The organism is Streptomyces sp. NPDC007917 (genome assembly GCF_042959105.1).
Lineage (GTDB): Bacteria > Actinomycetota > Actinomycetes > Streptomycetales > Streptomycetaceae > Streptomyces.
Map to the genome: position 1 here is coordinate 192,880 of NZ_JBIBKK010000003.1, position 21,026 is coordinate 213,905.

Sequence of the window (21,026 nt, forward strand, 5' to 3'; positions counted from 1 at the left end):
GCCGCCCGGCGGGGTCAGGCATGGGCCAGCAGGCCCTGCCTCAGTTCGCTGTAGAGCCGGGAGAGCCTGCGGGATATGTGCATCTGCGAGAAGCCGAGGATCTCGCCGATCTGGCTCTGCGAGAGGCCGACGAAGAACCGCAGATACAGCACGTAGCGGTCCTGTTCCGAAAGGTGGGTGATCAGCGCCCGCAACGCCTCCCGGTTGACGACGCGTTCGATCGCCGCGTCGTCGGCGCCTACCGTCTCCGCGAGCAGCCGCTCCTCGGCGCCCTGCACCGCGGCGTTGAGGGACAGCGGGGTGCAGGAGGCGCTGGCCTCCAGGCCCGCCTTCACATCCTCCTTGGGCATCCCGGTGCGGGTGGAGATCTCGGTGATGGTGGGGGTGCGGCCGCCGAGCTCCTGCTCGAGGGCGTCGCGGGCCGAGCGGGTGCGGGAGCGGACTTCCTGGATGTTGCGGGGCACGTGCAGGGTCCACAGATAGTCGCGGAAGTGCCGCTTGAGTTCACCGGTGATGACCGGGATCGCATACGAGGGAAAAGCGTGGCCGAGATCGGGGTCGTAGCGGTCGACCGCCTTCACCAGGGCGAGCGAGGCGACCTGGGTGAGGTCCTCCATGTTCTCGCCCTTGTTGCGGAAGCGCAGCGCAAGGCGTTTCGCCACGGGCAGCCACGCACAGATGATCGCCTCGCGCAGGGCGTCGCGCTCCGGCCCCGACGGCAGTCGGGAAAGGCGCGCGAAGTCACCGTCGGTATCGGGAGTGTCGTCATGGCGCCGGTGGCGAGTCGCGGTTGCTGACATGGTCACTCGTCTCCGTGGTCCGATGTCACATCCTGCCCGCGGCACATCGATGCGCTAATGTCCCGCTGCGCTCGGCCTCTCTGGTTGATCCAATTCAGGGTCGCCACCAGATTCGCACGGTCCCGAATGCCTCGCAATTCGGCTGAATTGCCCCGGTTGCGTCCCCCGTGCGGGGGAACCTGACCGGAGCCGGCTGGTTCGGCCCGACCGCGGCGGGTACCCGGACGCGATGGACGTCACCCTTCGCCTCGCGCAGCGGCCCGAGGCCGATGAACTGCTCGGCCGCAGCCCGCTGGCCGCGCTGACCGGCATGCTGCTCGACCAGCAGGTGCCCATGGAGTGGGCGTTCTTGGGGCCGTACACCATCGCGCGGCGGATGGGCGCCGACGATCTGGACGCGCACGAGATCGCCGCCTGTGACCCGGAGCGGTTCGTCGAGGTGCTGTCGGCCAAGCCCGCGGTGCACCGCTATCCGGGGTCCATGGCCAAGCGGGTGCAGCAGCTGTGCCAGTACCTGGTCGACCACTACGACGGCGACGCGGCCGCGCTGTGGCGGGACGCCGCCACCGGCGAGGAACTGCTCGGCCGGCTGAACGCGCTGCCCGGCTTCGGCAAGCAGAAGTCGCAGATCTTCCTGGCGCTGCTCGGCAAGCAGTACGGCGTGCGGCCCGAGGGGTGGCGCGAGGCGGCGGGCCCCTACGGCGAGGAGGGCTCGTACCGCTCGGTCGCCGACATCACGGGGCCCGAGTCACTGGACAAGGTCCGCGCCTACAAGCAGGAGACCAAGCGGGCCGCCAAGGCGGCGACGCCCAAGCGGACCACTTGATTCCAGGGCTCGGCTCCCCGGCCACCGCCGGGGAACCTCAGCGCGCCTGCTGAGTGAGCGGTCCGGGCGCGGGGGAGGGGTCCGGGACCGGATCGGGGCCGGGCGGCTGCGGCACCGGGTGCGGCGGCGGGCCCGGCGGTGGGCTGGGCGGCGGACCCGGGGGCGGCCCGGGCGGCGGGCTGGGCGCGGGGTCCGGCGGCGGGCCGGGCGGCGGGCCGGGCGTCGGCCCCGGCTCGGGACCCGGACCGGGCCCGGGCTCCGGCCCGCCAGGGCCGGGCGACGGGGTCGGCGACGGCGGCGCGGGCTCGCGGTCGGCGGGGGAGAGGTGTCGGGGATCGGGCTGCCGGTTCACGGTGACCTCCAGAATTCCTACGACGGTCACTCATCCATCATCCATCGTGACGCGAGTGCCCCGCCGTCAGTCGGCCATGCCTCCCCGCCTCACCGCGCGTCGACGAGAACGACCTCGACCCCGGCCGCGCGCAGCGCCCGCACCTCGTCCTGATCGGCCGCGCCGTCCGTCACCAGCGTCCACCCCGGAGGCAGCTGGACCCAGGTGTGGAAGGGGCGGCGGCCGATCTTCGCCGCGTGGGCCAGCACGTAGACGGCGTCGGCCCGGCGGGCCATCAGCTCCTTGAGCCGGGTCTGGCGCAGGTCCGCCTCGCACAGGCCGTCGCCGGCGGTCACGCCGTCGGCGCCGAGGAAGACCCGGTCGAAGGTCATCCGCTCGAGCGCGGCCTCGGCAAGCGGTCCGACGAAGCTCTGGCTCAGCGGGCGCAGCGTGCCGCCGAGGCATTCCACCCGTACGCCCTCCACGTCGGAGAGCTCCTGCAGCGCGGTGAGCCCGGTCGTCGCCACCGTCAGATCCGCGGCGGCGCGCAGCTCATGGGCCAGGGCGCCGACGGTCGAGCCCGCGTCCAGCAGGACCGTCTCGCCCGTACGGATCCGCTCCGCCGCCCACCGGGCGATGGCCCGCTTGGCCTCGAAGGCCTCGCCGGTGCGCTGGCGCAGCGACGCCTCGGGGTGCGCCACCAGGGCCATCGCCCCGCCGTAGGTGCGGGCCAGCCGCCCGGCGGCGGTCAGTTGGGCGAGGTCGCGGCGGATGGTGGAGGCGGTGACCCCGAAGGTGCGGGACAGCTCCTCCACGCTCGCCAGGCCCGTGGTGGTGGCGAGGTGGACGATCTGGTCGCGGCGGCCCCGGGCTCCCTGGGCGGGCATCGTCACTTCGTCACTCGTCCTTCTGGTGCTTGTGTCACCGGGCGGGGGCCGAGGACATCTCGGCCGCCTGCCGCAGGGCCTCGATCATGCTACCGGCGTCCGCCTTGCCGGTACCGGCGATGTCGAAAGCGGTGCCGTGGTCGACGGAGGTGCGGATCACGGGCAGCCCGACGGTCAGGTTGACCCCGGCCTCCAGGCCGAGCACCTTGACCGGGCCGTGCCCCTGGTCGTGGTACATCGCCACGATCAGGTCGTAGTCGCCGCGGCCGGCCAGGAAGAAGGCGGTGTCGGCGGGGAGCGGGCCGCGGGCGTCGATGCCGTCGGCGCGCAGCACCTCCAGCGCGGGGACGATCTTCTCCTCCTCCTCGCCGTAGCCGAACAGCCCGTTCTCGCCGGCGTGCGGGTTGATGCCGCACACCCCGATCACCGGGTCGGGGTTCCCGGCGCGGACCATCGCCTCGTGGCCGCGGCGCACGGTGCGCTCGACGAGGCCGGGTTCGATCCGGTTGACCGCGTCGATCAGGCCGATGTGCGTGGTGACGTGGATGACCTTCACGGTCGGGGTGGCCAGCATCATGGACACCTCCTCGACGCCGGTGAGATGGGCGAGGAGCTCGGTGTGGCCGGGGAAGAGGTGGCCGCCCGCGTGCAGGGCCTCCTTGTTCAGGGGTGCGGTGCAGATGCCCTGCACCGCGCCGCTCATGGCCAGTTCGGCGGCCACCCGTACGTACTGGTAGGCGGCGTCCCCGGCCACCGCGGACAGCTGCCCCCAGGGCAGGTCGGCGGGGAGCAGGTCCAGGTCGATGACGTTGACCCGCCCCGGGGTGAACTCGGCCTCCTCGGGCCCGGAGACGGACACGATCTCGCAGTCGAGGCCCCGCAGCCGGGCGGCCTGGCGCAGCCGCGCCGCGTCCCCGATGACCACCGGGCGGCAGCGCCGCAGCGTGTCCTGGTCGAGCAGGCCGGGGACGATCACCTCAGGCCCGATGCCCGCGCCGTCGCCCATGGTGACCGCGATGAGGGGAAGCGGGCCGTCGGCGGGGGATGCGGGGTTGGCGGATGGGTTCATGGACGGGCCTTCCGTTGAGTCGGGTGGGGGCGCAGCGCGTGGACGATCTGCCGCAGTGAGTCGGCGTCGCCGAAGCTGCCCGGGCGGGTCACGACGGATCGCCCGTCGGGGGTGCGCAGGTGCACGGCGCCGTGGTGCACCTGGCCGACGGGGTGGAGTTCGGTGACGCCGAGCGCGTCCAGCACCCGCCGGGCGGTCTCGCCGCCGGTCAGGACGAGGTCGGCCGCCCCGTCGTGGCGGGCGAGAGCGGCGGCGACGAAGCGGGCGAGGCCGTGCACCAGGCGCCGGGGCGAGAGGGCGGCCGGGACCGGGCCGGGCGCGGGGGTGAAGACGGTGACCGCGGCGTGGAGCGGCGGCGGTGCCACCGGCGCGGCCGAGTCGTCGGCGCACAGGGCGTCGAGGGGCAGCCGCTGGACGGCGGCGCCGTCGGAGGCCAGCCGCCGGATCTGCTCGGCGGCCGAGGGCTCGGCCGTGCCGACCACGACCAGCAGCGGCCGCGGGCCGACCGCCTCGCGCTCATGTTCCGCGCGGGCCTGCCGGACGGTGGCTTCCCGGGCCTCCGAGACCGTCGCCGCGGGCCGGGCGAGGGCGTGTTCGACCGTGCCGGGCAGGGCTTCGATACGGACCTGCCGCCCCGGGCCGGCCGCGACCGACGTTGCCGGGGATGGCGCGGCGGTCTTGGCGTCGGGCTCGCCGCCCGCCAGGTGGCGGCCGAGGGCGGCGGCCAGGCCGCCGGAGCCCACCAGGCGGGTGCCGGGCCCGTCGGCCAGCGCGGCCTCGACGATCGCGTCCAGGTCGGCGTCGGTCTCCGCGTCGCAGACGGCCACCCGCCCCTCGGCCAGGGCGGTCCGCAGCGCGATCAGCAGGGTGCGCCGGGAGCCGCGTACGGCCGTGAGCGGGACGAGCGCGGTGCGGGCCGGGGCGAGCGCGTCCGCCACCGAGTGCGGTGGCGGCACCGGCTCGGCGCGCCAGGCGTCGCTGTGGTGCAGCGGGGTGGCGCCGAGGTGGACGACGCCCGCGCGCACCGCGCGCCCGGCGGCGGGCAGCGCGGGGGCGACGACCACGCCCGCGCCGTCCGCGGCGAGGGCGGCCACCTCGGCGGCCACATTGCCGCGCAGCAGTGAGTCGATCTTCTTCAGCACGAGGGTGTCGCCCGGGGGCGGCAGGGCCAGCGCGGCGCGGACCGCCTCGGCCGCCTCGGCGGCGGGCAGATGGCGCGAGTCGAGGTCCAGCACGGTCGCCTCGCCCGGGTGGCGCGGGGCGGCCGAACCCCCAACAAGCACCACCCGACTGCGCGTTGTGCGCGACTCAAGCCCGGCGGCCGTCTCGGCCGCGCCGGACAGGTCGTCCGCGACGGCGAGCAGCCGCCTGCTGGGCGTCGGTTCCACCGGTACCTCCTCGAACGACCAGGGACAGCGAGGGACAGCGCAGAAGAACGGCGCAGAACCGCGGGGACGGCGCAAGACGGCACCGCGCCGCCCCGGCGGTCTCGATGATGACACACCTTGCGCGAAGTGTGCGAGGGGTATTGCGTGAAACGCGCATCCATGTCACGGTGACGCCGCGACACCAAGACCGTCCGGGAGCAGAGAGCGCGGGCGACGCCGCGGGCCCTGCCGCCGGACGGTCTACGACCCGCCCGGCGGCGATCCGGGCGGATCGAGCGAGCCGGTCGCTCCCCTGAAATGCCGAGAGGTCGACGATGACCCGTATCTCATCCGGTCCCCACCCCAGTCGGCGGACCGTGCTGCGCCTGGGCGCGAGTGCCACAGCCGGCCTCGCCCTCGGCCCCCTGGCCGGGTGCGCGGGGCCCACCGGTGCCCCCGGCCCCGGCACCATCAGCCTGGGGCTGAACCGCTCCCTGGTCAGCCTCGACAACAAGCTCAACCAGTTCGACGCGGCGGTCACCGTGCAGCGCGCCGTCCGCCAGGGGCTCACCCGGATCGGCAAGGGCCTCGAGACCGAGCTGGTGCTCGCCGACCGCTTCGAGATGACCGAGCCCACCCGCTGGACGGTCCGGCTGCGCGAAGGAGTGCGCTACTCCGACGGCACCCCCGTCACGGTCAAGGACGTGGCCACCGCCCTGAAGATGTACGCGGGCGTCAACGGGTCCTTCCTGATCGGCCTGTTCCCCGAGCTGCCCACCGTCGAGCCGGTGGACGGGCGCACGTTCCATCTGCGCACCGAACACCCGGTACCGATCCTCGACCAGCTGATGGCCAACATCCTGATCAGCCCGGCTGCCAAGAACCGCCCTGAGGAGCTGACCGGCGGGGTGGGCTCGGGCCCGTACGTCGTCACCTCGGCGAACTCCGGCACCGGCGAGTACTCCCTGGCCGCCAACCGCAACTACTGGGGACGGCGCCCCGCCGTCGAGAAGGTGCGGGTGCGCTTCGTCCCCGAGGAGTCCAGCCGCGTCGTCGCCGTGCGCAGCGGCGAGCTGGACGTGATCGACACCATCACCCCCGACTCGGCGGAGCAGCTGCGCGGCCTGCCCGGCGTCCGGCTCGACCGCACCTCGGGCACCCGGGTCAACCAGCTGTTCTTCAACTTCCGCAAGCCCCGGGGACATCCGCTGGCCGACCCCCGGGTGCGCGAGGCGCTCAGCTACGCCATCGACGGCGAGGCCCTGGTGCGCGATGTGCTCACCGGCTCCGCCCAGCAGGCCGAGGGCGTGGTCCCGCTGGCCCTCAAGGGCGCGGTGCGCACCGGGTCCTATGTCCACGACCCCGGCAAGGCCCGCAAAAAGCTGGCCGCGCTGGGCGCCGGCGACCTCAAGGTGAAGATCATCTGGGAGTCGGGCGAGTTCCCCGGGGACACCTCGGTGATGGAGGCCGTGCTGGAGATGTTGCGCGCCGTCGGCGTCCGCGCCTCCCTGCAGCAGTTCCAGCCCGGCGGCGACATCCTGCAGTGGCGGCAGGGCCGCCGCGGCGACTGGGACGTCCTGGGCAACGGCTACTCCGTCCCCACCGGCTACGCCAGCACCAGCCTCCAGGGCATGTACGGCGGCACCCCCGAGAAGGAGAAGACCCGGGACACCTACCAGGGCTATGTCTTCCCCGAGATCGCGGCCCGGATCGCCGACGCCTCCTCCGAGAGCGACGAGAAGACCCGGAACAAGAAGCTCGCCGCCGTCCAGAAGGCGATCTGGGACACCCGACCCTGCCTGTGGGCCTTCATCCCCAATGTGGTGCTGGCCCGCCGCACCCGCGTACACGATGTGCGGCTCCTGCAGGTCAACTCCTACGACCTCGCCGCCGTGCGCCTGGAGGGCTGAGCCGTGATCCGCTATCTGCTCCGCCGCCTCGGCCAGAGCGTCCTGACCATCTTCCTCACCCTCTCCACCGTCTTCGTGCTGGTGCGCATGGCACCCGGCGACCCCGCCGCCGCCCTGGCCGGCCCCAACCCGACCAGCGAGGACCTGGCGCGCATCCGCGAACAGTTCGGCCTCGACGACAGCCTGCTGACCCAGTACTGGGTCTTCCTGCGCGACCTGTTCACCGGCGACCTCGGGACCAGCTACTCCTTCCACGCCCCCGCCTTCGACGTGGTGCTCGACCGCGTCCCGTACACCATCACCCTCTCCGCCGCCGCGATCGCGCTCACCACGCTCGTCGCCGTACCGCTCGGCGTCTGGATGGCCCGCCGCGCCGACACCAAGCGCGAACTGGGCGCCAACGTCCTCACCATCGCCGGACAGTCCATGCCGGACTTCTGGATCGGCGTCATGCTGCTGACCGTCTTCGCCGTGCTGGTGCCGGTGCTCCCCGCCTCCGGGTTCACCACCTGGGGCGGCCTGGTCCTGCCGACCGTCACCGTGGCCGTCCTCCAGATGGCGCTGATCTCCCGGCTGGTCCGCCGCGAGATGGTCGCGGCCCTGACCTCCCCGTACATCACCGTGGCCCGCTCCCGCGGCGTCTCCGAGCGCGCGCTGACCTGGCGCTACGCCCTGGGCAACTCCGCCATCCCGGTGCTGACCGCGCTCGGCACCCGCTTCGCCGCGATGCTCAACGGCGTCGTGGTGGTCGAGGTGGTCTTCGGCTGGCCCGGCGTCGGCTCCCTGGTCGTCCGCGCCCTGGAGACCCGCGACTACCCGCTCATCCAGGCCACCGTCCTGGTCACCGCCGCCCTGGCGGTCCTCGTCCAACTCCTCATCGACCTGGCCTACCCGCTGCTCGACCCGCGGGTACGCCTGGGAAAGGCGGCCTGAGAGATGAAAGGCGCCCTCGAACCCCCGGCCCCGGCAAAGACGGCCCCACCGACCCGCCCCAGCGCGGTCACCGCTAAGGACCTGGGGCGCGCCACCGCCACCCGGCGCCGCCGCAGCGCGAGTCTGAAACTGTGGGCCGGCGCCGTGTGCACCCTGCTGGTGGTGGTCCCGGTCGCCCTCGCCCAGGTGCTGCCGCTGGCCGGAGCCGACGACCAGGACCTCTCCGCGCGCCGGCTGCCGCCGCTGACCGACGGCCACCTCTTCGGCACCGACCAGCTCGGCCGCGACCTGCTCTCCCGGGTGCTGCACGGCGGCCAGGTGTCGCTCGCCATCGGCGTGCTCGCGGTCGTCGTCTCCGGCCTCATCGGCATCGTGGCCGGCGCCGCGGCCGGATACTTCGGCCGCTGGGTCGACACGGTCGTCTCCCGGCTGCTCGAGGCCCAGATGTCGCTGCCGCTGCTGATGATGCTGTTGCTGGTCGTCGCCCTCTTCGGCCCCTCCGTCACCGTCATCACCTGCGTGATCGCGGTCGCCCAGTGGCCCGAGGTGGCCCGGCTCACCCGGTCGCTGGTGCTGGTCGAGCGGGAGAAGCCGTACGTGGCCGCCGCCCGGGTGCTCGGACTGCGCCAGGTCGCCATCCTGGCCCGCCACATCATCCCCAACATCGTCCGCCAGGCGTCCCTGGTCGTCCTCCTGCTGCTCGCCCAGGCGGTGCTGCTGGAGAGCGCGCTGAGCTACCTCGGCGCCGGCCCCCAGCGGCCGTTCGCCACCTGGGGGCGGATCATCTCCGACGGCCAGGACTACATCACCACCTCCTGGTGGCTGGTGACCCTGCCCGGCCTCGTCATCGTGCTCCTGGTGGTCGGGGTCAACCTGCTGGGCGACGGTCTGCGCGACCGCACCCGCCGACGCGTCACGGAGGCGTCCTCATGAGCGAGACGAGCGAGCCGGCCCCCCTGCTGGAGGTCGAGGAGCTGCAGATCGAGCTGATCACCGACCGCGGCGTGGTCCGCGCCGTCGACGGCGTCGGCTTCACCATCGCCCCGGGCGAGACGGTCACGCTCATCGGCGAGTCCGGCTCCGGCAAGTCGACCACCGCCATGGGCCTGCTGAGGCTGCTGCCCGACGGGCTGGCCGTGCTGTCCGGCACCGCCCGGGTGCTCGGCTGCGACATCATCGCCGACCCCAAGGCCATCCGGCGGATCCGCGGCCGCGGCGTCTCCCTCATCCCGCAGGACCCGATGACCGCGCTCAGCCCCGTGCACACCATCGGCCACCAGCTGGGCGAGGCGCTGCGGCTGCGCCACCCCGGACTGTCCAGGGCCGAGGCGCGCGACCGCGGCATCGAACTCCTCGGCCGGGTCCGCATCCCGCGCCCCGAGACCCGCTGGAGCGCCTATCCGCACCAGTTCTCCGGCGGCATGCTGCAGCGTGTCCTCATCGCCATCGCCCTGGCCGCCGAGCCGAAGCTGCTGGTCGCCGACGAACCGACCTCGGCCCTCGACGTCACCGTCCAGGCAGGCGTTCTGGACCTGCTCATGGAGCTGCAGGAGCGCACCGGTATCGGCATCCTGATGATCACCCACGACCTGGGCGTGGCCCGGCTGGTGTCCGACCGCATCCACGTCATGCGCGACGGCCGGTTCGTGGAGTCCGGCCCGGTCGAGCGGATCGTCGACCACCCCGCCGAGCCGTACACCCGCGGCCTGCTCGCCGCCGTCCCCACCCTGGGCCCCTGGGACGAGTCCACCCATGAGGCCCCCGCCGCCGCACACCGGGAGGCGCTGTGACCACACCCCTGCTGGCCGTCGAGGACCTTGTCGTCGAATACCCCGTCCACGGGGGGAAGTTCCGCGCCGTGGACGGCGTCGGCTTCACCGTGGAGCGCGGCGGATCGCTCGCCATCGTCGGCGAGTCCGGCTGCGGCAAGTCCACCATCGCCCGCTCCCTCGTCCGGCTGCTGCGCCCCACGGCGGGCCGCATCCTGCTCGACGGCACCGACATCGCCACCCTCCCGGAGCGGCGGCTGCGCCCGCTGCGCCGCCGGGTGCAGATGATCTTCCAGGACCCGTACGGCTCCCTGGACCCCCATCTGAGTGCCGAGGAGACCGTGGCCGAGCCGCTGCGGCTGGCCGGCGTCACCTCCAAGGCCGAGCGCGCCCGCCGGGCAGCGGAGCTGATCGACCAGGTGGGGCTGCCCGCCAGCGCCCTCCACCGGCGCCCCGGCGAGTTCTCCGGCGGGCAGCGGCAGCGGATCGGCATCGCCCGCGCCCTGGCCAGCGACCCCGAACTGCTGGTCTGCGACGAGGCCACCTCCGCGCTGGACGTCTCCGTCCAGGCGCAGGTGCTGAGGCTGCTGCGCGATCTGCAGGCCGAGCGGCAGCTCGCCTACATCGTCATCTCCCACAACCTCGGGGTGGTCCGCGAGATCAGCTCCGAGGTCGTGGTGATGCACGGCGGACGGATCGTCGAGTCCGGCCCGACGCAGACGGTCCTCGCCGGGCCCGCTGAGCCGTACACCAGGGCGCTGCGCCGCGCCGCCCTCGACCCGACGACGATGCGGGGGCGCAAACCGCGCGCCGTGGTCTCCGCGATCGTCACCGCGTCGGCGCAGTCACCGGAGACGGCCGAGTCGCCGGACCCCGCCACTTTGCCCTGACCCACCGTCCCCCACACCCGGCGCGCCAGGTCAGGCGCGCCGGGGCGCAGGCCGAAGGAGCCACCCCCTGATGACCCACCCCGACAGCACCTCCCGGACCACCACCCCGGCGCAGGCCGCCGAGGAGCTGCGGACCGACGGGCGGGTGCGCGAGCGCCCGGACGACCCGGCGCGCGCCGAGGCGTTCCTGCCGGCCCCCGCCGTGCAGAACCACGCCGCCAATCTCGCCGTCCTGCCCGGGGGCGACCTCGGGTGCGTGTGGTTCGGCGGCACGCAGGAGGGCGTCGCCGACATCTGCGTGTGGTTCTCCCGGCTCGCCCCGGGCGCGGACACCTGGACCGACCCGGTGCGGCTCTCCGACGACCTGGCGCGCTCGGAGCAGAACCCCGTGCTGTTCTCCGCGCCGACCGGCGAGCTGTGGCTGCTGCACACCGCCCAGCAGGCGGGCCATCAGGACACCGCCGAGGTACGGCTGCGCACCTCGGCGGACGGGGGCGCCACCTGGGGGCCGACGCGCACGCTGTTCCCGGCCACCGCGGTGGGCGGTGTCTTCGTGCGCCAGCCCCCGGTCGTCCTCGAAGACGGCCGGTGGCTGCTGCCGGTGTTCCACTGCGTCGCCACCCCGGGCACCCCGTGGGTGGGGGACCACGACACCAGCGCGGTGATGATCAGTGACGACCAGGGGCGGACCTGGCGGGAGCGGCCGGTGCCCGGATCCACCGGATGTGTGCACATGAACGTCCACCCGCTGCCCGACGGCACCCTGCTCGCCCTCTTCCGCAGCCGGTGGGCGGACGCCGTCCACCGTTCGCACTCCCGCGACGGCGGCGAGACCTGGAGCGAGCCGGTGGCCACGGAGCTGCCCAACAACAACTCCTCCATCCAGTACGTCCCGCTCGCCGACGGACGGCTCGCGCTGGTCTACAACCACAGCAGCGCCGCGGACGCCACCGCGCGCCGCGTCTCGCTCTACGACGAGATCGACGACGACGGCCAGGCGGGCGAGTCCCCGGCCGCCACCGCCCCGTCCGAGGTGGCCGACGGCGGCAGGACCGCCTTCTGGGGCGCGCCGCGGGCCCCGATGACCCTCGCGCTGTCGTCCGACGGCGGCGACACCTGGCCGCACCGCCGGGATCTGGACACCGGCGACGGACACTGCCTCACCAACAACTCGCGCGACCGGCTCAACCGCGAGCTGTCCTACCCCTCCGTGACGCAGACACCGGACGGCGCGCTGCACATCGCGTACACCTACCACCGCCGGGCCATCAAGTACGTACGGGTGGCGCCGGATTGGGCGGCCGATGTCTGAGCCACGCCACGCGGTGGTCACCGGCGCCAGCTCCGGGATCGGCGCCGCGATCGCCGCCCGGTTGCTGGACGAGGGGTGGCGGATCACCGGGATCAGCCGTACGGAACCGGTGTCCGCGGAGCGGATGCGCTGGCTCCCGGTCGATCTGGCGCGCCCGGAGGCGCTGCGGGACGCGCTCGGGCCGGTGGCCGGGGTGGACGCGATCGTGCACGCGGCGGGTGTTCAGCGCTCCGCCCGGCTCGGCGGGCTGTCGGCGGCCGACGGGGAGCTGATGTGGCGGGTCCATGTGCGGGCGGCCGAGGTCCTGGTCGACACCCTGGCGGACCGGATCACCGACGGCGGGCGGGTGGTGCTCGTGGGCAGCCGCACCATGACCGGTGTGCCGGGCAAGAGCCAGTACGCGGCCACCAAGGCGGCGCTGGTGGCCATGGCCCGGTCCTGGGCCGCGGAGCTGGCGCCCCGCGCGGTCACCGTGAACGTGGTGGCCCCCGGCCCCACGGACACCCCGATGCTGCGGGACCCCGGCCGCAGCGCGACGCCTCCGGTCGTGCCGCCGCTGGGCAGGCTCGTACGGCCCGAGGAGGTCGCCGGGCTGACGTCGTTCCTGCTTGGTCCGGAGGGCGGCTCGACGACCGGTCAGACGCTGGTGATGTGCGGGGGAGCGTCGCTGTGACGCGTCCGCGGGGCCCTTCGCCCAGCGGCCTCTGGTCATGACCCTGTCACGAAACCTCTCCCTGCCGTTCACCTTGGGAGATCGGCTCTCTGACACGCTTTCGGCGATCGAACGTGAATCGGGGAGAGGACCGCCTGTGCACATCACCCGTGTGACCCGCTGGAAATCCCTGGCCCTTCTGGTCTGCGCGGTGGCCGTGACCGCCACCGCGCAGACCCCCGCCACCGCCGGCGCCGCGCCCGCCGACCCGACGCGAGCCGGTGGCTACGACGACACGTACTACAAGGACGCGATCGGCAAGACCGGGGAGCCGCTCAAGGACGCGCTGCACAAGATCATCAGCACCAACAGCAAGATCTCGTACAGCCAGGTGTGGGACGCCCTCAAGAACACCGACCAGGACCCCCGCAACTCCGCCAACGTCATCCTGCTCTACAGCGGCCGCTCGCAGAGCAAGAGTTCCAACGGCGGCAACGCCGACGACTGGAACCGGGAACACGTCTGGGCCAAGTCACACGGCGACTTCGGCACCGCGACCGGTCCGGGCACCGATCTGCACCATCTGCGCCCCGAGGACGTGTCGGTCAACAGCACGCGCGGCAACAAGGACTTCGACGAGGGCGGCTCCCAGGTGTCCGAGGCGCCCGGCAACTACACCGACGCCGACTCCTTCGAGCCCCGCGACGCCGTCAAGGGCGATGTGGCGCGCATGATCTTCTACATGGCGGTGCGCTACGAGGGTGGCGACGGCTTCGCCGACCTCGAGGTCAACGACAAGGCGGGCAACGGAAGTCAGCCGTATCTGGGGCGGCTGTCCGTGCTGCGCAAGTGGAACGACGAGGACCCGCCGGACGCCTTCGAGCAGCGGCGCAACCAGGTGATATACGACGACTACCAGCACAACCGGAACCCGTTCGTCGACCACCCCGAGTGGGTCGGCGAGATCTGGTAGCCGCGCGGCCCCAAGGCCCGCCCCCAGACCCGCCCTCATCCCTGTCGGCAGCCCCGTCTCAGCCCTGCCGGGCCATCGGGAACAGCTCCGCGGCGAGGGGGCGGGTCTGCAGCGAGGGCAGCAGCAGCGCCCACAGATCGGCCAGATGGTCCTCGATGGACCGGCGCCGGTCCAGGGCCTCGGAGACGGTGTGCACGCCGAAGAAGGCGCAGACGACGGTCCGGGCGGCGCGCTCGGGGTCGATGTGCGCGGCGAGGTCGCCCTCGGCGTGCGCCCGCTCCAGCATCTCGGTCACGGCGTCGATCCAGCCGACGAAGGGCGGCGGGAGCGGCGCCGCGATGAGGGTGCGCTCCGTCCACAGCCGCGCCCCCGCCCGGACGACGATGTCGTCGCGGAACGCGCGGGCCACCGCGAAGCTCAGCCGCACCAGCCGCTCCAGGGCCGGGGCGCCGGTGGCGGTGGTGTACTGCTCGATCAGCGGTGGCCAGGTGGCGAAGTGTCCCTCGACGACGGCGAGCGCGAGTTTCTCCTTGCTCGCGTAGTGGAAGTAGATGGCGCCGCTGGTGTGGCCGGACCGGGTGGCGATATCGCTGATGCTGGTGCCGGCGTAACCCCGTTCGTCGAAGAGGGAAGCCGCCGCTTCCAGGAGGGTTCGGCGTGTCTGCTCGGCCCGCTCTTGCACGTGGTGTCCGTCCTCGCTCCGTCGCGTGCGATGCGTTGTCGGGGTGAACTTAGCGGACTTGTCGCATGTCATGGAGGTGAAGACCCACAGGTCCACGATTATTGGTATTTTATGGCGATCATTGGTGAGGTGCGTGGTGTCCCGGAGCCGCCGGAGCCCTCGAAGGGCCCTGGGCGCCGGCAGCGCCCGCCGCGCGCACAGGCCCCGGAGCCGTGGGAGCCGGCAGCGCGGCGGCTGAGCTGGTCCCGCACCGTGGCGCGCGAGGCGGTGCACCGCGCCTCGGTGGCCGAGGTGCTGCTCACCGACGTCCGCGCGCTCGGCGGAGACCGGTTCGTGGCCGCGGCGCAGTGGCCCCGCTCCCACCCCACCTTCCCGCACGGCCCGGACGGCCGCCACCACCCCCTGATGGTCGCCGAAACCCTGCGCCAGCTGGGCATCTATCTGCCCTCCCGGCACTTCGCCACCCCCGCGGGGGCGCGCTTCGTGATCAGGGACCTGTTCTTCGCGCTCGACCCGGCCGCCGAACCGCGGGCCGAACACGGGGCCACCGATGTGGTCTGCCGCGCCGCGGTGACCGATGTGCGCACCACGCCCTGCGGCCGGTTCGTCTCCGGGCTCCGGCTCGACATCCGGCTTCTCGCGGGCGGGACGCCCTTCGCGCGGGCCGGTGGCACCGCGCGCTTCCTGGCCCCGGAGGCGTATCGGACGGCCCGTCGCGCGGCGCCCGCGGCCGAGCGGCCGCGGGCCGGCGTCCTCGCCCGGCCGGCGCCGCGATCGGTGGCGGTGCCGGCGGCGCGCGACGTCCTGGTGGTGCGGGAGGCGGGCATCTGGCGGCTGGACCCGGCGGACCTCCGCCACCCCTTCTTCTTCGACCACTGGAGCGACCATGTGCCGGGCCTGGTGCTGCTGGAAGCCGCCCGCCAGGCCGCCGCGTTGGCGACGGAGGGTGTTCACACCCGCCCCGTCGGCTGCCGGTTCCGCGCCCTGCGGTTCACCGAATTCGCCCCGCCTGCCCGGGTGGAGTGCGTTCCGCACGGCAGGACCTGTGTCTTCCGGCTGAGGCAGGCGGGGGAGCGGACCGTGGTCGGCGTCCTGCAGTACCCCTGAGCGCCGAACACCTCGTCGACGGGCAAAGCACCGACGAGCGCAAGAGCGACGAACAAAACGCCGACACATAGTAGTTTCTTGCTTACTGCGGGTCATCAAACTACCGTAGTGATCGTTATCTTTCGGGCAGGCGACTCTCCGCCTGTACGGCTTCCCGCATCGCGCACGCGATCAGGCGCCCGCGCGTCGGACGGCAGCGGTTGGCGCATCCGCGCCTGAGCCGCCGGGAACCCCACTGCGCTGCTCCCCGCAGGTACAGGCACCCCCTGCGCCGATTCGTCCACTCCCATGGAACGGCAGGCAGATGACAGCCAACACGCTTCTCGCTTGGACCCCCGCCGCCGTCGTCTTCGACTGCGACGGCACCCTCATGGACTCCGAACGCCACTGGGAAAAGGCGCGTGAAGTGGTGCTCAGCCACCACGGCAGCGCCCCCGACCGGGAGTTCGCGCAGGCCACCAAGGGCCTCCACTACACCGAGTGCGGCCGTATGCTGGCCGAGTACGCCGGGGCCCCCGCGCTGGCCGAGCAGATGACCGAACAACTCCTCGCGAGCTTCCGCCAACTGGTGGCCGACGACCCGGTCACCATGCCCGGCGCCACCGAACTCGTCCGCAAGGCCGCCGCCTTCGCGCCGCTGGCCGTCGCCAGCAACTGCCCGCGCGATGTGGTCGAGGCCGGGCTGTCCCGGGCGGGGCTGCTGCGGTACTTCCGCCATGTGCTGGTCCCGGAGGGGGAGGTGCGCCCCAAGCCCTATCCGGACGTCTATCTGGAGGCAGCCCGCCGGTGCGGCGCGGCACCCGGCGACGCCCTGGCCGTGGAGGACTCCCACTGCGGCTTGGTGTCCGCGGCCCGGGCCGGGCTCAGGGTCCTCGCGGTGGGTCCGCGCAATCCCCTGCACGACGCCGACGACGCGGACGAAACACCACCGGTGGATCTGTGGGTCTCCAGCCTCGCCGACCCCGACCTGCTCAAGTGGGCGGAGAGCCGCAGACCCTGACCTGCAGTCAGTGGTGCCGGGCGTGCTCGGCGTGGCCCTTCCCGGGCTCCGTCTCCATGCCCTCGTGTTCCGTGCCCTCGTGTTCCGTGCCCTCGTGTTCCGTGCCCCCGTGCTCCATGCCCCCGTGCTCCATGCCCCCGTGGAAGGTCCCGGTCTCGATGGTGCCGCCGAGCTTGACCCGCAGCGGCTTCAGGGAGTCCTCCGAGGGGGCCGTCACCGACCAGCGGTAGCCGACCAGATAGGTGCCGCCGTAGTCCTTGGACTCCGACAGCCAGGCGCGCTTTCCCTTGTCGGTGGCGAAGGTGACCAGGGTGTACTGATCCTTGCCGGCCTTGCACGCCGCCTGGCGCAGCTCCTCGGCGTCGGTCACGACGTTCGCCTTGCAGCCGATGGCATGGGCGATCTTCGTCAGCGACGCGGGTCCGCCGGAGTTGTCGCCGGACTTCCCGGCCGACGGGGAGGCCTTCTTCTGCGCGTGGCCGGAGTGGCTCTGCCCCTCGCTCCCGGCGCAGCCGCTCACCAGCAGCACCGCGCAGAGCGCGGTGGCACGCAGTACGTGTGACACGTCAACCTCCCGATGGTGGTCCGGCGGGGTGGCCCGGTGCGCCCGTGGCCTCGGGCCCCCCGCCCGGTGGACCGCTGTTTCGTACGGACCGCTGTCTGTGTATCACTCCGAGGCGGCCGCGCCGGCCTTCTTGGCCTTGTCGGTGACCGCGAACCACAGCCCCTGCTTGCCCTGTCCGTTGGTGTCGCCGGGCTTGGTGTCCCCGGTGAACGTGTACAGCAGCCAGCAGTCGAAGGCCAGCTGCTTGGAGCCGTCGGGCCTGGTGAACGTGGTGAGCTTCTTCGGGTCGACCCCGGCGACCTTGCTGGTGTCGACGGGCTTGACGGGCTTCCAGGTCTCCAGGCAGGCGTTCAGGCAGCCGGTCTTCATCGGCCAGGCGCTGTCCTTGTCGAACCGGTAGACGGTCATGCCCTGGCCGTCCACGACGATCTTGCCGAGCTTGGCGTTGCTGGTGACCGAGAGCTGGAGGCTTTCGTCCTGGGCGGCCTTCTTCCCGGCCGGCTTGCCGTCGGGCGCCAGCGCGTTCCAGGTGCCGCCCACGCCGTGGCCCTTGGTGTCCCCGGCCTTGGTGTCCCCGGCGAAGCGGTACACCGGCCAGCCGCCCAGGGTCAGCTGCTTGGTGCCGTCGGCGCGGACGACCGAGCCGAGCTCCTTCTCGGCGATCCCGGTGCTGACGGAGGCGTCGCTCGCCGGCACCGGCGGCCACTTGGTGGCGCAGGCGTCGTTGCAGCTGGACTTGGGGGAGGCGCCCGAGGTGTCCTCGTCGAACCGGTAGAGCGTCCAGCCCTTGCTGTCGGTGACGACCGAGCCCAGCTTGGGGACGTCCCGCACGGACAGCTGCTTGGCCGGGCCGGTCAGCGCGTCCTTGCCGGAGCCCGAGGCCGCGTCGCCGCTGTCGCCGCCGGCCTCGTTGCCGCTGCCGGCGCTGGTGCCGTAGCCCGACGACCCCGGGGTCGCGCCGATGCCCACGGTCTGGGTGCCGCCGATGGGCTGGACGTTGGCGCTGCCCGAGGACTGCTTCTCACTGCTGCCGCACGCCGCGGTCATCAGGACCATCGCGACGGAGGCCCCGGCGAACGCGATCTGCCGCTTCTTCATGCCCACTCCTTCAAGCTTGCGGTCCGGCGGCTGTTTTGCGCCGACGTCACTTGCATACGGAGGGGGTCTCGGCGGGTGTTCATGGCCTCCGGAATTTGTCATCAGACGCAAAAACAACGGTGTTCGTTGAGCACAAACGAATCGACGGCCGTTCCATGACGGCCGTCGAGAAGAGGAGGCGGGAGGTGTGGCTATCCCTCCATGCGCAGCGCGAGAGCGGGGCAGCGCCGCACCGCGCGGACGGCCTGCCCGCGCAGCTGGCGCGGCACACCGTACTTGGCCCGGTTCGGGTAGCCGTCGATGCCCAGCTCGATCACCTCGGGGAGGATGTCCGCGCACAGCCCATGGCCCTGGCACAGCGTCCAGTCCACGAGGAGCTGCTCCGCGGCGTCCCGCTCGTCCCGCCGGGTGGCGGACGGGCCCGGGGGCAGGGCCAGCGGCCCGGAGGGGGCGCCGTCGGTCAGCGGCAGCACCCCGAGCGTGGGACGGCCGCACCCGGGGCCCAGCGCGTGTTCCCGGAACTCGTCCGGAAACGCCTCCAGCGCGGTGGTCACGAAGCCGGCCGTGCCGTCGGGGTGGCTGCAGGCGCCGCGGCGCTTCACCGACTCGATGTACGCGCTGACGCTGTCCAACGCCGCCTGGCCACCGCCCCGTTCGACCTGGCCGATGGCGTCCGCGAGCGCCGGCAGCCCGATGAAGCAGGGCCCGCACTGGTTGGCGGTCTCACCCGCCAGCCAGCGCGCCACCCGGGCGGTCTCGCCGACCGGGCAGGTGTTCTCCGGGATCGGCAGCACCGCTCCGGCCCCGAGCCGCGCGTTGTACTTCTCCATGGACTCCCGGGAGATGTTGACCGACGCGAGGCTGTCGGGCAGCAGCCACTTTCCGTGGTAGCCGCCCACCAGCACGCCCTGGCCCGGCGTGAGACCGCACAGCTCCAGGACGTAGGTGAGCGGCACCCCGAACGGGGTCTCCATCACGTACTTGCCGCCCACCGTCAGCAGGGTGGTGCCGGGCTCGGTGGGCAGCCCCACCGAGCGGAACGGCAGGGCGCCCATCCGCGCGGCCACCGCGAGCTGCGCGAACGTCTCGGTGTTCGACAGCAGGGTCGGCAGCCCGCCCAGGCCGCTGTCGCTGGTGCGGATCTTGCGGCCGTTGGGGATGGCCGGGGCGCCGCTGACACCGTTGATGACGGCGCCGCCCTCGCCCGCGACGAAACGGTCGTCCGTCACGCTGACCTGCACCCGCGGCCCACTCGGGCCGCGCTCGGCGATGGCCGCGCTCAGCGACTCCTCGACATCCGGCCGGTGGACGGCGATGACCACGTCGTCGGCGCCCAGCGCGGTGGCGGCCAGCACGGCCCCGTCGATGACCAGATGCGGGGTGTGCAGCAGCAGCGCGGTGTCCTTGAGACAACTGGGCTCGCCCTCACTGCCGTTGACGACCACCGCGCAGCGGCCGTCCCGGCGGCCCGCCGACTCCATGACGGCCGTCAGCTTCTTGGCGAACGGAAAACCCGCGCCGCCTCGGCCGCGCAGGTCGATGTTCTCCGCGAGGGCCACCAGCTCGTCCGCGCGCAGCGCGGGCATCGAGCCGTGGACGGTCAGGTGTCCGACGCGGTCGAGCCGGTATGTCTCGTCGAGACCGGCCAGCAGCCGGGGCGGATCGATGCAGGCCAGTCTGGGTTTGGTCGAGATCACGCGCCCCACCCGCGCGAGGCGCCGAGGGGTTCGCCGTCACGGGAGGAGGCCCCGCCGGCCGTCCGGGGCGCGGACGGCATGGACCCGCGGGCCCCGCCGCCCTGGGCACCGCCCACGGCGTTCATCTGGCCGGTGATGATGGCGTCGCGCTCGCTGCGCTCGGCCCGGCGGCTGGCCAGCCGGATCCACAGGGTGATGGCCACGGCGGCCAGCGCCATGACATATCCGGCGGTCGCCCAGTCCTTGGCGGCGCGGCCGCTCTTGAGGCCGTGGATCAGCGCGGCGCACCACGCGGGGTACGCGGCCACGTGCAGCGCTCGCCACCAGCGGTACCGCCAGCGGGACTTGCCGGCGGAGGCGAAGGAGCTGCGTACCGCTCCCGTCACCGCCGCCGTGATGAACAGGTATCCGGCCAAGGTGCCAAGTCCGATCAGCACAGGTTTATTTGCGTCAGCGAACGGTACCACGATGGCCGCGGCGCTCGTGTGACTCTCCGCCACCTTCACCCACACATGGAGGGCGAGAAAGAGCAGGCCGCCCACCGCGGCGCCGCGGTGGACACCCTGGGCGAGCAGCCGGTGCTGCGAGTGGAGGATCAGCCGGTCGGTGGCCGCCAGGCCCCACAGCACGGCGCTGCTCAACGAGACCAGTGCGAGGACACCGGCGCCGAAGTCCAGGAAGGCCCAAGTTTTCGAGAACGCACCGGCGTTGCCGGCCACGATCAGTGAGAGTATGACCGCCGCGACAGCGGCGTACAGCGCGGTGTGGCGCGGCCAGCCGATGCCGGCCCGGACCGGGCGGGCTCGGCGGTCGGCTCGTCGGCCGCCGGGTCCCCCGGGCCCTTGTGGCATGGTTGATCCGCCGTGGCGAGCCCTGCGGCGCGGCCCCGGAATCGGGGGAGTCGGCGGCTGGGGCATGGGCATCGAAAGCCTCCCGATCGCGCCTGATCGCGCGAGTGACGAGTACGTCAAGTCGTCTTTGGGTACGGCAGCATCTCCGAACTACACGTGATCTCCATAAGATTTGTCGTAATGTGACAACTTCTTGTGGACCACCACTGCCCACACCGTCTTGGGCTGCTCCACTGTCATTTCGATGGCAAAGACCCGGCAAAGCGCCGGGACCGGCAGGGGAGGGGTTCCTCCAAGATTCATCGGA

At 72.8% G+C, this 21,026-nt stretch carries 20 protein-coding genes; 11 read left to right on the forward strand and 9 right to left on the reverse strand.

All coding sequences use genetic code 11. The features are described 5' to 3' along the window. Positions 1-14: 14 nt before the first annotated feature. Positions 15-800 carry a SigB/SigF/SigG family RNA polymerase sigma factor gene (locus ACFZDL_RS06870; protein WP_089508149.1) on the reverse strand — a complete coding sequence of 262 codons (786 nt, stop codon included), beginning with the start codon at positions 798-800 and terminating at the stop codon, positions 15-17. Positions 801-1,029: 229 nt separating this feature from the next. On the opposite strand from ACFZDL_RS06870, the gene ACFZDL_RS06875 reads away from it, so the two are divergent. Continuing rightward, entirely contained in the window at positions 1,030-1,626 is a 597-nt protein-coding gene (locus ACFZDL_RS06875) for an HhH-GPD-type base excision DNA repair protein (RefSeq protein WP_353593237.1), read from the forward strand. A 441-nt stretch (positions 1,627-2,067) separates the two neighbouring features. Here the strand turns inward: ACFZDL_RS06875 and ACFZDL_RS06880 are convergent, their stop codons facing one another. The 3 genes from ACFZDL_RS06880 to ACFZDL_RS06890 are packed head-to-tail and all read right to left on the reverse strand — an operon-like array spanning position 2,068 to position 5,301. Beyond that, a complete protein-coding gene (locus tag ACFZDL_RS06880; RefSeq protein WP_353593304.1) occupies positions 2,068-2,844 on the reverse strand; it encodes a DeoR/GlpR family DNA-binding transcription regulator in 777 nt (258 codons plus the stop codon). A 34-nt stretch (positions 2,845-2,878) separates the two neighbouring features. Then, positions 2,879-3,913, reverse strand: a complete 1,035-nt coding sequence (pdxA, locus tag ACFZDL_RS06885) for a 4-hydroxythreonine-4-phosphate dehydrogenase PdxA (RefSeq protein ID WP_353593238.1) — start codon at positions 3,911-3,913, stop codon at positions 2,879-2,881. Beyond that, the gene (locus ACFZDL_RS06890; protein ID WP_353593239.1) at positions 3,910-5,301 is read right to left on the reverse strand and encodes a four-carbon acid sugar kinase family protein; all 1,392 of its coding nucleotides are present in this window, start codon (positions 5,299-5,301) and stop codon (positions 3,910-3,912) included. The genes pdxA and ACFZDL_RS06890 overlap by 4 nt, the downstream gene beginning before the upstream one ends. A gap of 314 nt (positions 5,302-5,615) precedes the next feature. On the opposite strand from ACFZDL_RS06890, the gene ACFZDL_RS06895 reads away from it, so the two are divergent. The 8 genes from ACFZDL_RS06895 (at position 5,616) to ACFZDL_RS06930 (ending at position 13,719) form a co-directional block, all read left to right on the forward strand. Beyond that, complete coding sequence (locus ACFZDL_RS06895) at positions 5,616-7,190, forward strand: ABC transporter substrate-binding protein (protein ID WP_353593240.1); 1,575 nt, start codon at positions 5,616-5,618, stop codon at positions 7,188-7,190. 3 nt (positions 7,191-7,193) lie between these two features. Continuing rightward, positions 7,194-8,123: an ABC transporter permease gene (locus tag ACFZDL_RS06900; protein WP_353593241.1), complete on the forward strand. Its 930-nt coding sequence runs from the start codon at positions 7,194-7,196 to the stop codon at positions 8,121-8,123. A gap of 3 nt (positions 8,124-8,126) precedes the next feature. Next, on the forward strand, positions 8,127-9,056 hold the full coding sequence (locus tag ACFZDL_RS06905; RefSeq protein ID WP_353593242.1) for an ABC transporter permease: 930 nt from the start codon (positions 8,127-8,129) through the stop codon (positions 9,054-9,056). Further along, positions 9,053-9,913 carry an ABC transporter ATP-binding protein gene (locus tag ACFZDL_RS06910; RefSeq protein WP_353593243.1) on the forward strand — a complete coding sequence of 287 codons (861 nt, stop codon included), beginning with the start codon at positions 9,053-9,055 and terminating at the stop codon, positions 9,911-9,913. The genes ACFZDL_RS06905 and ACFZDL_RS06910 overlap by 4 nt, the downstream gene beginning before the upstream one ends. Then, entirely contained in the window at positions 9,910-10,782 is an 873-nt protein-coding gene (locus ACFZDL_RS06915; protein WP_353593244.1) for an ABC transporter ATP-binding protein, read from the forward strand. The genes ACFZDL_RS06910 and ACFZDL_RS06915 overlap by 4 nt, the downstream gene beginning before the upstream one ends. Before the next feature lie 70 nt (positions 10,783-10,852). Beyond that, positions 10,853-12,094, forward strand: a complete 1,242-nt coding sequence (locus tag ACFZDL_RS06920) for an exo-alpha-sialidase (protein WP_353593245.1) — start codon at positions 10,853-10,855, stop codon at positions 12,092-12,094. Then, positions 12,087-12,767, forward strand: a complete 681-nt coding sequence (locus ACFZDL_RS06925) for an SDR family oxidoreductase (RefSeq protein ID WP_353593246.1) — start codon at positions 12,087-12,089, stop codon at positions 12,765-12,767. Before ACFZDL_RS06920 ends, ACFZDL_RS06925 begins: the two co-directional genes overlap by 8 nt. A 136-nt stretch (positions 12,768-12,903) precedes the next feature. Further along, on the forward strand, positions 12,904-13,719 hold the full coding sequence (locus ACFZDL_RS06930; protein WP_353593247.1) for an endonuclease: 816 nt from the start codon (positions 12,904-12,906) through the stop codon (positions 13,717-13,719). Between the two features lie 58 nt (positions 13,720-13,777). Here the strand turns inward: ACFZDL_RS06930 and ACFZDL_RS06935 are convergent, their stop codons facing one another. Further along, complete coding sequence (locus ACFZDL_RS06935) at positions 13,778-14,401, reverse strand: ScbR family autoregulator-binding transcription factor (protein ID WP_353593248.1); 624 nt, start codon at positions 14,399-14,401, stop codon at positions 13,778-13,780. A gap of 111 nt (positions 14,402-14,512) precedes the next feature. Between ACFZDL_RS06935 and ACFZDL_RS06940 the strand changes: the two genes are divergently transcribed. Together ACFZDL_RS06940 and ACFZDL_RS06945 are read left to right on the forward strand one after the other, a co-directional pair. Then, entirely contained in the window at positions 14,513-15,508 is a 996-nt protein-coding gene (locus ACFZDL_RS06940; RefSeq protein WP_353593249.1) for a ScbA/BarX family gamma-butyrolactone biosynthesis protein, read from the forward strand. Positions 15,509-15,812: 304 nt separating this feature from the next. Beyond that, the gene (locus tag ACFZDL_RS06945) at positions 15,813-16,508 is read left to right on the forward strand and encodes an HAD family phosphatase (protein ID WP_353593250.1); all 696 of its coding nucleotides are present in this window, start codon (positions 15,813-15,815) and stop codon (positions 16,506-16,508) included. Between the two features lie 7 nt (positions 16,509-16,515). Here the strand turns inward: ACFZDL_RS06945 and ACFZDL_RS06950 are convergent, their stop codons facing one another. The 4 genes from ACFZDL_RS06950 to ACFZDL_RS06965 form a co-directional block, all read right to left on the reverse strand. Continuing rightward, entirely contained in the window at positions 16,516-17,073 is a 558-nt protein-coding gene (locus tag ACFZDL_RS06950; protein ID WP_353593251.1) for a hypothetical protein, read from the reverse strand. A gap of 102 nt (positions 17,074-17,175) precedes the next feature. After that, positions 17,176-18,171, reverse strand: a complete 996-nt coding sequence (locus tag ACFZDL_RS06955) for an SCO0930 family lipoprotein (RefSeq protein WP_353593252.1) — start codon at positions 18,169-18,171, stop codon at positions 17,176-17,178. 191 nt (positions 18,172-18,362) lie between these two features. After that, a complete protein-coding gene (locus ACFZDL_RS06960) occupies positions 18,363-19,877 on the reverse strand; it encodes an NADH-ubiquinone oxidoreductase-F iron-sulfur binding region domain-containing protein (RefSeq protein ID WP_353593253.1) in 1,515 nt (504 codons plus the stop codon). Next, positions 19,865-20,719, reverse strand: a complete 855-nt coding sequence (locus ACFZDL_RS06965) for a hypothetical protein (RefSeq protein ID WP_353593254.1) — start codon at positions 20,717-20,719, stop codon at positions 19,865-19,867. Before ACFZDL_RS06965 ends, ACFZDL_RS06960 begins: the two co-directional genes overlap by 13 nt. Between the last annotated feature and the right edge of the window lie 307 nt (positions 20,720-21,026).

What these genes read in the sequence shown, in the direction of transcription:
- ACFZDL_RS06870 (WP_089508149.1), bottom strand. Translation starts at nt 800, where the DNA reads ATGTCAGCAACCGCGACTCGCCACCGGCGCCATGACGACACTCCCGAT.
- ACFZDL_RS06875 (WP_353593237.1), top strand. Translation starts at nt 1,030, where the DNA reads ATGGACGTCACCCTTCGCCTCGCGCAGCGGCCCGAGGCCGATGAACTG.
- ACFZDL_RS06880 (WP_353593304.1), bottom strand. Translation starts at nt 2,844, where the DNA reads ATGCCCGCCCAGGGAGCCCGGGGCCGCCGCGACCAGATCGTCCACCTC.
- pdxA (WP_353593238.1), bottom strand. Translation starts at nt 3,913, where the DNA reads ATGAACCCATCCGCCAACCCCGCATCCCCCGCCGACGGCCCGCTTCCC.
- ACFZDL_RS06895 (WP_353593240.1), top strand. Translation starts at nt 5,616, where the DNA reads ATGACCCGTATCTCATCCGGTCCCCACCCCAGTCGGCGGACCGTGCTG.
- ACFZDL_RS06905 (WP_353593242.1), top strand. Translation starts at nt 8,127, where the DNA reads ATGAAAGGCGCCCTCGAACCCCCGGCCCCGGCAAAGACGGCCCCACCG.
- ACFZDL_RS06910 (WP_353593243.1), top strand. Translation starts at nt 9,053, where the DNA reads ATGAGCGAGACGAGCGAGCCGGCCCCCCTGCTGGAGGTCGAGGAGCTG.
- ACFZDL_RS06920 (WP_353593245.1), top strand. Translation starts at nt 10,853, where the DNA reads ATGACCCACCCCGACAGCACCTCCCGGACCACCACCCCGGCGCAGGCC.
- ACFZDL_RS06925 (WP_353593246.1), top strand. Translation starts at nt 12,087, where the DNA reads ATGTCTGAGCCACGCCACGCGGTGGTCACCGGCGCCAGCTCCGGGATC.
- ACFZDL_RS06940 (WP_353593249.1), top strand. Translation starts at nt 14,513, where the DNA reads ATGGCGATCATTGGTGAGGTGCGTGGTGTCCCGGAGCCGCCGGAGCCC.
- ACFZDL_RS06945 (WP_353593250.1), top strand. Translation starts at nt 15,813, where the DNA reads ATGACAGCCAACACGCTTCTCGCTTGGACCCCCGCCGCCGTCGTCTTC.
- ACFZDL_RS06955 (WP_353593252.1), bottom strand. Translation starts at nt 18,171, where the DNA reads ATGAAGAAGCGGCAGATCGCGTTCGCCGGGGCCTCCGTCGCGATGGTC.
- ACFZDL_RS06965 (WP_353593254.1), bottom strand. Translation starts at nt 20,719, where the DNA reads ATGCCACAAGGGCCCGGGGGACCCGGCGGCCGACGAGCCGACCGCCGA.